Origin of the sequence: Luteitalea sp., from assembly GCF_022842525.1 — a bacterium.
GTDB lineage: Bacteria > Acidobacteriota > Vicinamibacteria > Vicinamibacterales > Vicinamibacteraceae > Luteitalea.
Genome location: NZ_JALHPM010000018.1, coordinates 14,949 through 28,584 on the forward strand (window position 1 = coordinate 14,949; position 13,636 = coordinate 28,584).

Annotated in this window: 11 protein-coding genes; 6 read left to right on the forward strand and 5 right to left on the reverse strand. The window is 70.7% G+C overall.

The genetic code is table 11. From position 1 onward, the window contains the following. Positions 1–30: 30 nt before the first annotated feature. A complete protein-coding gene (locus tag Q0C41_RS05710) occupies positions 31–1,146 on the forward strand; it encodes a Gfo/Idh/MocA family oxidoreductase (protein ID WP_291981762.1) in 1,116 nt (371 codons plus the stop codon). 36 nt (positions 1,147–1,182) lie between these two features. Here Q0C41_RS05710 and Q0C41_RS05715 read toward each other — a convergent pair whose 3' ends face one another. After that, complete coding sequence (locus tag Q0C41_RS05715) at positions 1,183–1,647, reverse strand: CBS domain-containing protein (RefSeq protein WP_291981764.1); 465 nt, start codon at positions 1,645–1,647, stop codon at positions 1,183–1,185. A 29-nt stretch (positions 1,648–1,676) separates the two neighbouring features. On the opposite strand from Q0C41_RS05715, the gene ggt reads away from it, so the two are divergent. Beyond that, positions 1,677–3,464 carry a gamma-glutamyltransferase gene (gene ggt, locus Q0C41_RS05720; protein WP_291981766.1) on the forward strand — a complete coding sequence of 596 codons (1,788 nt, stop codon included), beginning with the start codon at positions 1,677–1,679 and terminating at the stop codon, positions 3,462–3,464. Positions 3,465–3,468: 4 nt separating this feature from the next. On the opposite strand, the gene Q0C41_RS05725 is transcribed toward ggt, so the two are convergent. From Q0C41_RS05725 to Q0C41_RS05740, 4 genes are all read right to left on the reverse strand, one after another. Continuing rightward, entirely contained in the window at positions 3,469–5,067 is a 1,599-nt protein-coding gene (locus Q0C41_RS05725) for a YdiU family protein (RefSeq protein ID WP_291981767.1), read from the reverse strand. A gap of 1 nt (position 5,068) precedes the next feature. Further along, entirely contained in the window at positions 5,069–5,371 is a 303-nt protein-coding gene (locus Q0C41_RS05730) for a DUF3072 domain-containing protein (protein ID WP_291981769.1), read from the reverse strand. 112 nt (positions 5,372–5,483) lie between these two features. Then, the gene (locus Q0C41_RS05735) at positions 5,484–6,263 is read right to left on the reverse strand and encodes an ATP-binding cassette domain-containing protein (RefSeq protein WP_291981771.1); all 780 of its coding nucleotides are present in this window, start codon (positions 6,261–6,263) and stop codon (positions 5,484–5,486) included. 3 nt (positions 6,264–6,266) lie between these two features. Then, complete coding sequence (locus Q0C41_RS05740; RefSeq protein ID WP_291981772.1) at positions 6,267–7,718, reverse strand: putative Na+/H+ antiporter; 1,452 nt, start codon at positions 7,716–7,718, stop codon at positions 6,267–6,269. A gap of 122 nt (positions 7,719–7,840) precedes the next feature. On the opposite strand from Q0C41_RS05740, the gene Q0C41_RS05745 reads away from it, so the two are divergent. From Q0C41_RS05745 to Q0C41_RS05760, 4 genes are all read left to right on the forward strand, one after another. Further along, on the forward strand, positions 7,841–8,983 hold the full coding sequence (locus tag Q0C41_RS05745; RefSeq protein WP_291981773.1) for a Gfo/Idh/MocA family oxidoreductase: 1,143 nt from the start codon (positions 7,841–7,843) through the stop codon (positions 8,981–8,983). A gap of 148 nt (positions 8,984–9,131) precedes the next feature. After that, complete coding sequence (locus Q0C41_RS05750; protein WP_291981775.1) at positions 9,132–9,686, forward strand: YfiR family protein; 555 nt, start codon at positions 9,132–9,134, stop codon at positions 9,684–9,686. Continuing rightward, positions 9,683–11,614, forward strand: coding sequence for an ATP-binding protein (locus tag Q0C41_RS05755; RefSeq protein WP_291981777.1), 1,932 nt, complete (start codon positions 9,683–9,685; stop codon positions 11,612–11,614). The genes Q0C41_RS05750 and Q0C41_RS05755 overlap by 4 nt, the downstream gene beginning before the upstream one ends. Beyond that, positions 11,611–13,611, forward strand: coding sequence for a TonB-dependent siderophore receptor (locus Q0C41_RS05760; RefSeq protein WP_291981779.1), 2,001 nt, complete (start codon positions 11,611–11,613; stop codon positions 13,609–13,611). The genes Q0C41_RS05755 and Q0C41_RS05760 overlap by 4 nt, the downstream gene beginning before the upstream one ends. The last annotated feature ends 25 nt before the right edge of the window (positions 13,612–13,636 follow it).

Genomic DNA, 13,636 nt, shown 5'->3' on the forward strand with positions numbered 1-13,636 from the left:
GACGCGAGCCACCGCCGCTACGATCCGCGCATGAGCCGCCCCACCTCCTCGCATCGCGCCGCCATCATCGGCACCGGGCGGATCGCCTCGCTGCTGGAGCGGGACCCGTTGCGACCGCGCCCCCATACCCACGCCGGGTGGTACGCCGCCGACCCGCGGACGGCCCTCGTCGCCGGGTGTGACGTGGACGCCGATCGGCTGGCCGCGTTCGGGATCGACTGGGGCATCGCCGACACATCGCTCTACGCCGACTACCATCACCTGCTCGAGCAGGAGCGGCCCGACATCGTGTCGGTGTGCGCCTACGCGACCGACCGGGCGGCGATGAGCCTGGCAGCGATCGCGGCCGGGGTGCGTGGGCTGTGGATCGAGAAGGCCGTCGCCTGCACCGTCGAGGACGGCGAGACGTTGACACGCGAGGTGGCCGCCGCTGGCGCGGCCGCCGTGGTGGATTACCCACGGCGCCTCGAGCCACGCTACCGGGCCGTGTCCCGCTGGATTCGGGAGGGGACCTTCGGCCGCCTCGAGTCCATGCACGTGCTCTTCAGCGGGCACGTCGTGCACACCGGTACCCACGCGTGGGACCTGCTGCTGGCCTGGTGCGGTCCCTGGGTGCGCGTCGATGCCGACCTCGACACACCGGCCCACGAGGCGGCCGCCTCAGGCGACGATCACACGCGCGACGCCGCGGATGCTGCGCGGTACGCCAGCGCGCTGCGCGACGGCATCCACGACCGCGGCGGCCGGGCGCACATCGTCTTCGCGGATGGCACCGAAGTGTTCGTGACCGGCGGCGCCAAGCAGTACTTCGTCTTCCAGTTCGATCTGGTTTTCAGCGCAGGACGTGTCCGGATCGGCAACGACGTCTGGGAGGTCGCCACGCCGGCCGACAGCCCGCGCTACACCGGCTACCGCGAACTGTCCCCGGTCGATCCGTCCGCGTGGATGACGCCCGAGGACCTCGTCGGCGGGTCCGTGCTCGGCGCACTGCTCGACGCGATGACGACGGGGCAGGCCCCGGCACTGTCGCTCGAGGCGGCGACGCGCTCGCTGGCCCTGGGCGTGGCCGTGATGCAGGCAGGTCTCACCCGCACCACGGTCACCCCACCGACACTCGACCGCTCGCTGCGCATCGCCAGCATCTAGCGGCGACCGCAGCACGGCGACGGCGAACGCCGCGCGCTAGCCGATCCGCTGCGGCTCGGAGACGTCGCGCACGAGGTCGCCGGTCTGCTCGGAGGTGGCCCATCGCGCCAGGTCGGCCTGCGCGACGATGCCGCACACGGTGCCATCGGCCTTGACGATGGGGAGGCGGCGAATCTGGTGCGACTGCATCATCTCGATCGCGTCGCTGACCTTGGCGTCCGGGGGCAGAGACAGCGCCGGCTGCGTCATGCACGACGCGGCCGTCGCGCTGGCCACGTCGTTGTCGCGTGCCAGCAGGCGCACGACGATGTCGCGGTCGGTGACCACACCCACGAGGGCACCGCCCTCGGCGGCGTCCACGACGGGGATCTCGCCACAGTCGTGCAGCGCCATCATCCGTGCGACGTCCTGGATGGAGGTGTCGGGCGTACAGCAGGCAGGATCGGGCGTCATCAGGCCTTCGATGTTCATGGCCGCTTTCCCATGCAAGGGCGCGGCCATCGGCATGGCCCTACGGTATGCTCCGCCTCATGCAGCGATTGCTGGGCGGCCTGGCCCTGTCCGGACTCCTTCTCCTCGCGGCCTGCGCCGCGCCTGTGCGCAGCGGGCGCACTGCGGCCACGCCGCAGGACGGCCCTCCCGAATCGGGCAGCGGCTGGACCGACAAGCCGGGCTGGTCATCGTCGCGCTGGATGGTCGCGGCGGCCAATCCGCTCGCGGTGGCGGCGGGGGCGGAGATGCTCGAGGCGGGTGGCTCGGCCATCGATGCCGCCATTGCCGTCCAGATGGTGCTGACGCTCGTGGAGCCGCAGTCCAGCGGCATCGGCGGCGGTGCCTTCCTGCTGCACTGGGACGGCCAGACGACGACGGCGCTCGATGGGCGCGAGACGGCGCCATCGGCCGCAACCGACGCCCTCTTCCTGCGCGATGGCGTGCCGATGCGCGCCGCCGAGGCGATCGTCGGTGGGCGGTCCGTCGGGGTGCCAGGCGTGGTGCGCATGCTGGCGCTCGCGCACCGGCGTCACGGCACGCTGCCCTGGGCGCGACTGTTCACCCCGGCAATTGCCCTGGCCGAGCAGGGGTTCCTGATCAGCCCGCGGCTCGCACGTCTGCTCGCCAACGAGAAGGCGCTGCCGTCCGATCCTGATGCACGGGCGTATTTCTACGCCGCAGACGGGCAGCCGCACCCGGCGGGGTTCCGCCTGCGCAACCCCGCGCTCGCGGCCGTGCTTCGCCGTGTGGCCAGCGAGGGCGCCGACGTGCTGTACGGCGGACCCCTCGCGCGCGACATCGTCGCCAAGGTGCGCACGCATCCGACCAACCCCGGGCTGCTCTCGGAGGCCGACATCGCGGCCTACCAGCCCGTCGAGCGCGACCCGCTCTGCTTCGTCTATCGTGCCGCGCGGATCTGCGGCTTTCCCCCGCCGTCGTCTGGCACCGTCGCGCTGGCGCAGATGCTGGGGACCCTCGAAACGCGCGACCTCAGGTCGCTCGCGCCGACCCGTCTCGATGCCGGGCACTGGCGCGTGTCGCCCGAGGCCGTGCATCTGTTCGCGGAGGCTGGGCGCCTGGCGTTCGCCGACCGCGACGCCTACCTGGCCGATCCCGCGTTCGTGGAGGTGCCGGTCGCCGGCCTGATGGACCCGGCCTACATCCGCCAGCGCGCGACGCTGCTGGGCGAACGGTCGATGGGCCGCGCCGAGCCCGGGGTCCCGCCGGGCCGGACACAGGCGGCCGTCGCGGCCCCGAGTCTCGAGCAGGCGTCCACCTCGCACATCTCGGTGGTGGATGCCTCTGGCCATGCCGTCGCGATGACCACCACGGTCGAGGATGCGTTCGGGTCGCGCCAGATGGTGCACGGCTTCATGCTGAACAACCAGCTCACCGATTTCTCGCTGACCCCGCGCGACGCGGCCGGGACGGTGGTGGCCAATCGCGTGCAGCCGGGCAAGCGCCCGCGATCGTCGATGACGCCGTTGCTGGTGTTCGACCGCACGTCCGGGCAGTTGCAGATGACGCTCGGATCCCCAGGCGGCTCGGCCATCATCAACTACGTCGGCAAGGTCCTCATCGGCACGCTCGACTGGAGATTGCCCGTGCAGGACGCCATCAGCCTGCCGAACTTCGGCAGCCGCAACGGCCCCACCGAACTGGAGCAGCACCGCATCGACGCCGTCGTCGGCGCCGCACTCGAAGCCCGCGGGCACGAGGTCCGCTACCTCGAGCAGACGTCGGGAGTGCAGGGCATCGCGCGCACGGCCACCGGATGGGCGGCCGGCGCCGATCCGCGCCGCGAAGGCATCGCGACAGGGAAGTAGGACCTTACGAGCTGCAGCTGAGCGCGCTGCAGCCCGGACGATGGCGGGCCCACTCCGGGCGCCGCTGGGCCAGGTCGTCCTCGCCCGGCTGCTCGTCGTACGGGCGCGCCAGCACCCGCAGCAGTCGCGCGATCACGTCCGTGTCGCCGGTCATGGCCGCATCGATGGCCTGTTGCGCCAGGTAGTTGCGCAGCACGTACTTCGGGTTGGCGGCGTCCATGCGGGCCATGCGCTGTTCGCGCGGGCGTCGTTCGCCGCGCACGCGAGCGGCGTACTCGCGCAGCCAGGCCAGCAGTCGCGCCCGGTGCGGGCCGTCCAGGACGGCCGGGTCGTAGAACGCCTCACGCACCGGCGCCACCCACGCCGAGTCATCGCTGCCGTCATCGTCGACCGGCACCCGCGCGAGGCCGCGGAAGAAGATCGTCATGTCGGTCTCCTCCGCTTCGAGCAGCGAGAACAGCCCGGTCAGCAGCGGGTCCTCCCCGGTCGTGTCGAGCGTGTCGAGGCCCAGCTTGTCGCCCAGCATGGTTCCGTAGACCGTGCTGAAGGTCGAGCGGAACACCTCGAGCCCGCGATGCAGGTCGTCCGGAGTGTCGATCAGGGGCGACAGGGCTTCGCCGAGCCGCGCCAGGTTCCACAGCGCGATGTTGGGCTGCTGGCCGTAGCGATAGCGCCGCGTCGCCGCGTCCGTCGTGTTGGGCGTCCACGTCGGGTCGTACCCTTCGAGCCAGCCGTAGGGGCCGTAGTCGATGGTGAGGCCGAGGATCGACATGTTGTCGGTGTTCAGTACACCGTGGACGAACCCGACGCGCGTCCAGTGCGCGGCGAGGACAGCCGTGCGACGGCAGACCTCTTCGAACAACGCGAGGTAGGTCGCGCTCGAGGGCGCGCCGAGCTCCGGGTAGTGCGTCGTGACGACGTAGTCGGCGAGCGTCCGCAGGATGTCGATCTCGCCGTGCGTGGCATGGATCTCGAAGTGTCCGAAGCGGACGAACGACGGCGCGACGCGGCAGACGATGGCCCCCGGCTCGGCTTCGGGGTGGCCGTCGTAGAACATGTCGCGAACGACGAGATCGCCCGTCGCCACCAGGCTCAGCGCCCGCGTCGTCGGCACCCCGAGACCGTGCATCGCCTCGGAGCACAGGAACTCGCGCACCGATGAGCGCAGCACCGCCCGCCCATCGGCCTGGCGCGAGTACGGGGTGGGGCCGGCGCCCTTCAGCTGCAGTTCGAACGAGCGGCCGTCCGGACCCTGTGCCTCGCCGAGCGTGATCGCCCGGCCATCGCCGAGCTGGTCGGCCCAGTGCCCGAACTGGTGTCCCCCGTATCGCGCCGCGTAGGGACGCATGCCCGGCAGCAGCCGGTTGCCGGCGAGTACGTCGGCCACCGGCCCGGGCCCCAGCGGGGGGCGGGCGATCCCGAGCTGCGCCCCGACAGCGTCGGACCATGCCAGCAGCGACGGCGCCACCACGGGTGTCGGCGCGACGAGCGAGTAGCTGGCCCCCGGCACCCGTCGCGGCACGTTGCGCGACGACGGGTCTCCGGGCAGGGTGTCGACGAACGCACTGGCGAAGGACAGCGACTCGAGGTCGGAAAGGTTCATGTCAGCGATCGATGCCGCGTCCCGTCTGCTGCTGGAGCGCATCGATGCGTTTGGACGCCTCGGCCTTCGTCAGGTCCCCCGGCGGGTCCTCACCGGCTTCCTGGGACAGCGTCGTGAGGTACGAGCGCTGGGCGTCGGTCATCGACTCGTCGCCCGTGGTCCAGTCATCGGGGTCCTTCTGGAGGTTGGACGCCGGCCCGCGGCCCGGTTCGATGCCGGTGCCGCCCGTGGCCTCGACGGCCTCGTGGATGTCTCCCGGCTGGTCGCGGTCGCCCGCCGGACGGCTGTTGTTCGCACTGGTCATGGCATCCCGCCCTTGCACGGACCAGGCCAACCAGGGACCGCGGAGTCGGCCGGCTCGGCGAGCCGGCGCCATCCGCATGCGGCTCACCGCCGGCCCATCCATCATCGTGGTCTCACCACGCGTGGTAGTGGCCGTCGCGGTGGGTCACCTCGACAGCCCGGTCGTAGAGCGCCGTCAGGCGCTCGGTGGTGAGGAGCTCGTGCGTCGGGCCGTCGGCCTCGACGCGGCCCTGCTTGAGCAGCACCACGCGGCCGATCTCCGGCACGATGTCGGCCAGGTCGTGGGTCACCAGCAGCAGGGTCGTGCCCTCCTGTGCCAGGGCCCGCATCGTCGCCCGGATGTCGTGGGCGGCGCCGAGGTCGAGGCTGGTCATCGGCTCGTCGAGGATGAGGGCGCGCGGCCGGTGGATGAGCGCGCGTCCGATCAGCAGTCGCCGCGCCTCACCCGAGGACATCCGGGTCATCAGGCGGTCGGCCAGATGCGGCAGGCCGAGCCAGGTGAGGACCTCGTCGACCCGCGCGTGCATCGCGGCGGTGGGCGCGTGATGCGGCCACAGCCCGATGCTGCCGAAGAACGCCGACAGCAGCAGGTCGCGCCCGGTGACCTTGCGCGTGCAGGTGGCCAGCAGGTCGTTGGAGACGATGCCGATGGCGGCGCGCAGATCCCATTGCGTCCAGCGCTGCTGCCCCAGCACCGTGACCGAGGCCTCGGGCCGCGCCACGGGCCACAGATCGCGGGTCACGAGCTTGAGCACCGTGCTCTTGCCCGAGCCGTTGGGACCGACGATGGCGACGTGCTGCCCGGCGGGAATCTCCAGGGAGAAGTCGTCGAGGATCGTGGCGCCGTCACGGATGACCGTGACGTGCGAGAAGGCGAGCAGGGCGTCGGTCATGCGTTACGGGATGAACCGGTAGCAGATGACCGCGACCACCGTCGGCAGCAACGCCGAGGCGAGCAGCGACAGCGGCGCGATGGCCCCGCCGAAGAAGCGCGACAGCAGGGCCTGCCCGGCGGGATTGGGCGCATTGGCGATCACGGTCAGACCGCCGCCGGTGACGGCACCTTCCACGACGGCGAGCTTCGCCGTCTCGCTCATGTTCGGCACGAGTGTGGCGAGATAGGTGATGAGCGCGTTGTCGTTGAAGGCGGTCAGGATGGCCGCACCGAAGAACAGTGGCGTCTCGCTCAGGCTGGCGAGCACGGGGGCAATCCACCAGCCCTGCAGCCCGCCATGGATGACCAGGCCGGCGAGGAAGAAGCCGACGAGCAGCGGTGACTTCAGCGAGACCTCCGACTGGTACGGGCTGGTGGCCTTGACGAAGCCGAGGAAGAACAGGAAGCCGCCGAGGAACAGCGCCGGGTAGTGCGAGTTGAGGACGGTCCACCCCATGAACGCGGCGTGGGCCAGGATGATCCAGGCCGGCACCGGCAGCAGCGCGCCGAACCCGGAGGTGGCGGCATCGGAGTCGGGCACCTCGGCGTCCCGCACGGCGGGGCGGGCCGACAGCGTCTGCAGCTCCTTGCGGAAGATCAGGTAGTACAGCAGGGCTGAGGCAAACACCGCGATGAGCGTCCGCCAGCCGAAGTGCGACATCACGTACCAGAGGTCCCACTCCCAGGTGCGCGCCACCATCAGGATGGGCGGCGCCGCGAAGTGGGTCAGCGTGCCGCCGATGGAGACGTTGACGAACAGCAGGCCGAGCGTGGCGTACTTCAGGCGGGGGCTCGGCTCGAGGTCGTAGAACTGGCGCGCGAGGAGCAGGGCGCAGATGGTCATGGCCGCCGGCTCGGTGATGAACGAGCCGAGCAGCGGACCGACGGTGAGCGTGGCGAACCACCACGCCGCCGGGGTGCCCTTGCCGAGGGCGGCCACCTTGCTCATGGCCCGTTCGGCGAAGACGATGATGGGGCGGGTCGAGGCCAGCGCCATGATGACGATCACGAACAGCGGCTCGGTGTAGTTGACCGTGTCGTTGAGGTAGTGCTTGGCCGTGTCCCAGCCGCGGTTCCAGGTCACCGCCACCATCAGCACCAGGGCCCACAGCCCGAAGACCACCTCGACCTCGCCGACGAAGTGCAGCACCTCGGAGGCGAACGCCGGCTGGCGGGCGCGCCCGGCCGCATCGGCGTCGTGGTCGGCCTGGTGCTGGATCCGGTGGGCGAGCGCGAGAAACCGCGGCGCCATGAAGGTGTGAATGATGGCCAGGAGGAAGATGCCGGTCGCGATCAGGTTGAACGGGTCCTGGCTGATGCGATCCGTGAGGGTCTGCAGCAGGCCGCCCGCCGCGGCGGGCGGGTAGTCGGACAACGGCGTCGGGAAATGCGTGGGCGTCAGCGGTCCGGCCATCCGCCGAACATAGCGGAGGTGCGTCCAGCTTCACAAGCGCCCGTCGCCGCAGGGCAGGCGTGGAACTGCGTGATACGCTCGCGCCGTTCCGTCATCCGGAGGCCCGTGCCATGCCCCAATCCGTGTCCTCACGCCCCGCGGTCTCGCGGCGCACCCTGATCCTGCTCGCGGCGTGGCTGATGGTGGCGCCGCTGTCGCTGGCGCCGGTCCCGGCTGCCGCTCAGGCGGCTGAGACCCGACCGCTCCGCATCGCCATCGCCGGTCTCGTGCACGGTCACGTGCGCGGGCACATGAACGCCATGGTCAAGCGCACCGACATCGAGCTGGTCGGCGTGTACGACGCCGACGCCGGCCTGCGCGAGAAGTTCGCGGCCACTCACGCCATCGATGCCGCGAAGCTGTTCGCCGACCTCGACCGCCTGATCACCACGACGAAGCCGGAAGCACTCGTGGTCTACACGGACACGTTCGATCACCTGAAGGTCATCGAGATCGCGGCCAGGCACGGGGTCCACGTGATGGTGGAGAAGCCCCTGGCCGTCTCGACGGCACACGCGAAGGCGATCGCCGAGGCGGCGCGGCGTGGACGGATCCAGGTGCTGGTGAACTACGAGACCACCTGGTACCGCAGCCACCGGGCCGTGTGGCGGCTCATGCATCAGGAGAAGACCGGCGGTCGCATCCGCAAGATCGTGGCGATGGACGGGCACTTCGGACCCAAGGAGATCGGCACGCAGCCGGAGTTCTTCGCGTGGCTCTCCGATCCGGTGCGCAACGGCGCCGGTGCGCTCTACGACTTCGGCTGCTACGGCGCCAACATCGCGACCTGGCTGCTCGACAACGCGCGCCCGCTGCGCGTGACCGCCGTGACGCAGACGCACAAGCCCGCCATCTACGCGAAGGTGGACGACGAGGCGACCATCGTCATCGAGTACGACGGGGCGCAGGCGATCGTCCAGGCGTCGTGGAACTGGCCCGATCACCGCAAGGATCTCGAGGTCTACACCGAGAGCGCCGCGGCGTGGGCCACCGGTGGCGGCGCCGTGCGGACCAAGCTGCGGGGCAAGCCGATGGCGGACGTGCCCGCCGAGGACTGGCCCGTGGACGAGCAGAACGCGCTGAACTACCTCACCGCCGTGGTGCGCGGACGCCTCGTGCCGTCGGGCCCGACCTCGCTCGAGAACAACCTGATCGTGTCGGAGATTCTCGACGCCGCACGCGAGAGCGCCAGGACGGGCAAGGCGGTCGTCTTCCCCGCGCCGTGATGGCGCCCAAGGGCGCAGCGATGGTCGCCTCGCGTCGTCCATCGCTGCAGGCCACGGCTGCCGGTGTCGTCGGCATGGTCAGTCGACAGACTCAGCAGTAAGTATCTACTGACGGAACGCATGCCGCTTCGATAGGATCGGCGGCGCGATGCCTCGCCAGCGACGTGGACCCCTTGGCTGCGTCCGGTGCGCGGCGGTTGTCCTGCTCCTGGCGGGGGCGACAGACGCGTTCGGCCAGACCACGGATGAGCCACGGCTGAAGGCGGCGTTCCTGTCCCGATTTCCGGGCTTCGTGGACTGGCCTGCCTCGTCCTGGTCGCGCGCCCCCCTCGTTCTGTGCGTCGCGGCCCCGGGCGCCGTCTTTCAGCACCTCCAGGACCTCACACATGGCACGCATCTGCGCGGCAAGCCTCTCGCCGCACGTGTGCTTGCGCCCGAAGACGACCCGGCGCCCTGTCATGTGCTCTTCCTGCCCGGGGAGGCGACGGGCCGCCAGCGACTGCTGGCGCGCGCGGCCCTCCTGCCGGTCCTGACCGTCGGTGACGACCCGGACTTCCTCGACCAGGGCGGCATCATCGCCCTGCACGTGGCAGGCCCACGGCTGCGCTTCGCCATCGATGCCGCCGCGGCGCAGCGCGTCGGGCTGCGACTCAACTCCCAGTTGCTCGGCCTTGCGGTCGAGGTGCGGGGGCTCGCCCGATGAGCGCCATCTTCGCGCGCATGCCCATCCACCGGAAGCTGGTGGCGACGGCCCTCCTCGTCGCGACCACGGCCGTGTTGCTTGCCGTCGCCGGGCTCGCCCTGGTGGACCTCTGGCGCTTCAGGCAGTCGGCACAGGAGGAGGCCCAGAGCCTCGCCGAGATCCTGGCGAGCAATCTCTCGGCCGCTGTGGCCTTCGAGGAACCGGACACCATCGCCCGCGTGCTCGGCACGGCGCGTGTCCGCCCGGTGGTGCGGTACGCGTGCGCCTACCTGCCCAACGGCTCACTCTACGGCGCCTACCAGCGTCAGCCCGGCGTGCCGTGTCCGGCGCGGCGCAGTCTGGTGCAGTCGGAACGCGTGGCAGTGGTGGCTATGGCCGAGATTCCCGCCACGGCCGGCCTGCCCGCCGCCGACGCACGTGCCGCCGGCACCGTGGTGATCGTCCGCGACCTCTCCGACCTGCGCGCCCGCGCCCTGCTGTCGGGGCTGACCGCTGCGACGCTGCTGATCCTGACCAGCGTTGTCGCGTTCGTACTGGCCAGCCGACTGCAACGGGCGATCTCGCGACCCATCGCGGATCTGGCCCAGGCGGCACGGCGCATGGGGCGCGACGAGGAGCCCACGCTCGTCAGCGTCGTCTCGACCGAGGACGAGATCGGGCAACTGGCGACGGCCTTCAACGCGATGGTGACGCGTGTGCAAGCCACCAATCGCACGCTGCGTCAGTCCAACGACGCCCTGCGCGACGAGATCGAGGCGCGTCGCCTGATGCATGCGGAGCGTGAGCAATTGCTCGGGCGCGAGCAACGGGCCAGCCGGCTCAAGGACGAGTTCCTGGCGACGGTGTCGCACGAACTGCGGACCCCGCTCAACGCCATCCTCGGCTGGGCGCAGATTCTCACCACGGCGACTCCCTCGTCGACCACGCTCGGCCGCGGTCTCGACAGCATTGCCCGCAATGCGCGGGCACAGGCCCGCGTGGTCGAGGATCTGATCGACATCTCGCGCATCGTCACCGGCAAGCTGCGACTGCAACTGGCCGCCGTCGACATGCGCACGATCGTCGAGGCCGCGGTGGACGTCGTCGGGCCCGCGGCCCGGAACCGGGGGGTGACGTTGGTCTCCGACGTGCCCCGCACCAGCTGCGACGTCGACGGCGATGCGGCCAGGCTGCAGCAGGTGGTGTGGAACCTGCTGTCCAATGCCACGAAGTTCACGCCGGCGGGAGGCACCGTCACCGTGTCGGTCCGTTGCGGCGACGGGGTGGTGGTCGTCGCCGTGCGTGACACCGGTTCGGGCATCAGCCCGGAGTTCCTGCCGTTCGTGTTCGAGCGGTTCCGCCAGGCCGACGGGTCGATGACGCGTGAGCAGGGCGGGCTCGGCCTCGGTCTGGCCATCGTCAAGGACCTGGTCGAACTGCATGGCGGGACCGTCTCGGCTAGCAGCGACGGCCCGTCGACGGGTGCCACCTTCACGGTGACACTCCCGTCGCGTGTCACCAGTGGTGTGGCACCGGACGTGCAAACAGACTTCCCACCGGTGCCGTCCCTGCGTGGAGTGCGGGTGCTGGCCGTCGACGACAACGCCGACGCGCGCGACCTGCTCTTCGCCGTGCTGACCGAGGCCGGTGCGGAGGTGGTGATGGCCCGCAACGGCGACGACGCCGTGCAGCAGTGGGCCAGCGAACCAGCCGACATCCTGCTGTGCGATCTGGCGATGCCCGGCGTGAGTGGCTTCGAGGTGCTGGAACGCATCCAGGTACTCGACGCCGAGAGCCACCGGCAGACCGCGGCGCTCGCGATCAGTGCGCACGCGTCGGACGACCAGCAGGCCCGCAGCCTGGAGGCCGGCTTCCTCCATCACGTGACCAAACCCTATCGCCCGAGCGACCTGGTGCGCCTGGTGGCCGGCGTCGTGAGCCGCGCATGACTTCCCGTTCGAGCTTCTGCCGTGCCCTGCTGCTGACGTTCCTGCTGGGGCCGCCGGCCGTGGGCGCCGCTCGCGCTCAGGTGACCGACGATGTCCGCACGCTGACCCTGGAGCAGTTGCTGGACGTCGACGTGACCACCGTGTCCCGTGTGCCCGACAGCCCGGCGCAGACGCCGGCGGCCGTCACCGTCATCACCCGCGAGGACATCCGGCGCTCGGGTGTCACCACGCTCGCCGACGCGCTGCGACTGGCCCCGGGCGTCCACGTGGCCCAGGTCGATGCCAACAAGTGGGCTGTCGGCATCCGTGGCTTCACCGATCGGCTGTCGCGCGCCATGCTCGTGCTGATCGACGGGCGGGCCGTCTACTCGCCGCTGTTCGCCGGCACGTACTGGGAGATGCAGGACACGCTGCTGGAGGATGTCGATCGCATCGAGGTGGTGCGCGGCCCCGGCGGTACGCTGTGGGGCGCCAACGCCGTCACCGGCATCATCAACATCATCACCCGGCCCAGTGACGCCACCCAGGGCACGTTGCTGACCGCCGGCGCCGGGTCGGAGCAGCGCGGCTTCTTCGGGGTGCGTCACGGCGGGCGTCTCGGCTCGCTGACGTGGCGCGCCTACGGCAAGGGCGCCAGTCGCGATGCGGCAACGCCGCTGCGGCTGCCCACCTTCGACGGCTGGCGGATGGGGCAGGCGGGCTTTCGCACCGACTGGACGCCCGACCTCCGCCGCCGCCTGACCGTGCAGGGCGATCTCTTTCGCGGCGAGGCCGGGCAGCGCGTCACGGTCACCTCGTACGACGCACCTTACCGTCGCGAGGTGGACGATGAGGTGGCGATGGGCGGCGGCAATCTGCTCGCCCGGTGGGTCTCACGCACATCGACGGGGACGGCGGTGACGATGCAGGCCTGGTACGACCGCACCCACCGCCGCGACGTCGCCTTCGAGGAAACCCGCCAGACGATGGACCTCGATCTGCAGGTGGCGCTGGCGCCGGTCGGCCGTCACCGGCTGGTGTGGGGACTGGGTTATCGCGTCAGCGCCGACGACACGCGGTCCCTGCCGCCACGGCAGTTCATCCCGGCAGGGCGCACCACCAACCTCTACAGCGCGATCCTGCAGGATCAGATCGCGCTGGTGCCGTCCAGGCTCGAGTTGTCGCTGGGCACCCGGGTCGAGCACAACGCCTACAGTGGCATCGAGGTCCAGCCCAGTGTTCGCCTGGCGTGGACGCCCGATCCCGCGCACACGGTCGTGGCCTCGGTTACGCGGGCCGTCCGGACGCCGTCGCGTGTCGAAGCCGACTACGTCACCGGCAGCGTGCTGTCGCCGCAGGTCCCCTTCTTCCTTCGTCTGGAGCCCAACGACGGCTTCGAGCCCGAGCAGTTGTTCGCCTACGAGGCTGGCTATCGGGTGCGCGCAGGATCACGCATGTTCCTGACCGCGTCGGCCTTCTTCAATCACCATCAGGACGTGCTCGATACGAGGGCCGGGGCTGTGCGCGCCGAACCAGGCGCCGCGGGCCGCCCCCGCCTGATCCTGCCCGTGCAATTCGTCAACGCCCTGCACGGCAACAGTCATGGTCTCGAGCTGACCGGCGATGCCCGGCCGCGGCCCTGGTGGCGCTGGACCGCATCGTATTCATGGTTGCGGGTGCAGCTGTCGCGCGATGCTGGCGCGCAGCCGGGGTCGCAGGAAGCTCGCAGCGAGGGCGGCAGCCCGCAGCATCAAGGACTCCTGCGCTGGTCCTTCGATCTGCCCGGGACCTGGGAGGCCGACTGGATGGCCCGCGCAGTCGGGGCGTTGCCCGCCGTCCAGATCCCGGCCTACGTGACGTCGGACGTCCGGGTGGCGTGGCGGTGGCGCGACCTCGCCACCTTCGAGCTCGTCGGCCGCAATCTGCCTCGGGCCGCGCACGTCGAGTTCACGGGAGGCACGGCCGGCCACGTCGCGATCCAGCGTGAGGTGTACACCGCGGTGACATTGACCTTCTGACGGGGCCAGTTGCGCGGCCGGCATA

Bases quoted from the DNA above. Each gene is read 5' to 3' on its own strand.
- Q0C41_RS05710 (WP_291981762.1), top strand. From the start codon at position 31: ATGAGCCGCCCCACCTCCTCGCATCGCGCCGCCATCATCGGCACCGGG.
- Q0C41_RS05715 (WP_291981764.1), bottom strand. From the start codon at position 1,647: ATGGCCGCGCCCTTGCATGGGAAAGCGGCCATGAACATCGAAGGCCTG.
- ggt (WP_291981766.1), top strand. From the start codon at position 1,677: ATGCAGCGATTGCTGGGCGGCCTGGCCCTGTCCGGACTCCTTCTCCTC.
- Q0C41_RS05725 (WP_291981767.1), bottom strand. From the start codon at position 5,067: ATGAACCTTTCCGACCTCGAGTCGCTGTCCTTCGCCAGTGCGTTCGTC.
- Q0C41_RS05730 (WP_291981769.1), bottom strand. From the start codon at position 5,371: ATGACCAGTGCGAACAACAGCCGTCCGGCGGGCGACCGCGACCAGCCG.
- Q0C41_RS05735 (WP_291981771.1), bottom strand. From the start codon at position 6,263: ATGACCGACGCCCTGCTCGCCTTCTCGCACGTCACGGTCATCCGTGAC.
- Q0C41_RS05740 (WP_291981772.1), bottom strand. From the start codon at position 7,718: ATGGCCGGACCGCTGACGCCCACGCATTTCCCGACGCCGTTGTCCGAC.
- Q0C41_RS05750 (WP_291981775.1), top strand. From the start codon at position 9,132: ATGCCTCGCCAGCGACGTGGACCCCTTGGCTGCGTCCGGTGCGCGGCG.
- Q0C41_RS05755 (WP_291981777.1), top strand. From the start codon at position 9,683: ATGAGCGCCATCTTCGCGCGCATGCCCATCCACCGGAAGCTGGTGGCG.
- Q0C41_RS05760 (WP_291981779.1), top strand. From the start codon at position 11,611: ATGACTTCCCGTTCGAGCTTCTGCCGTGCCCTGCTGCTGACGTTCCTG.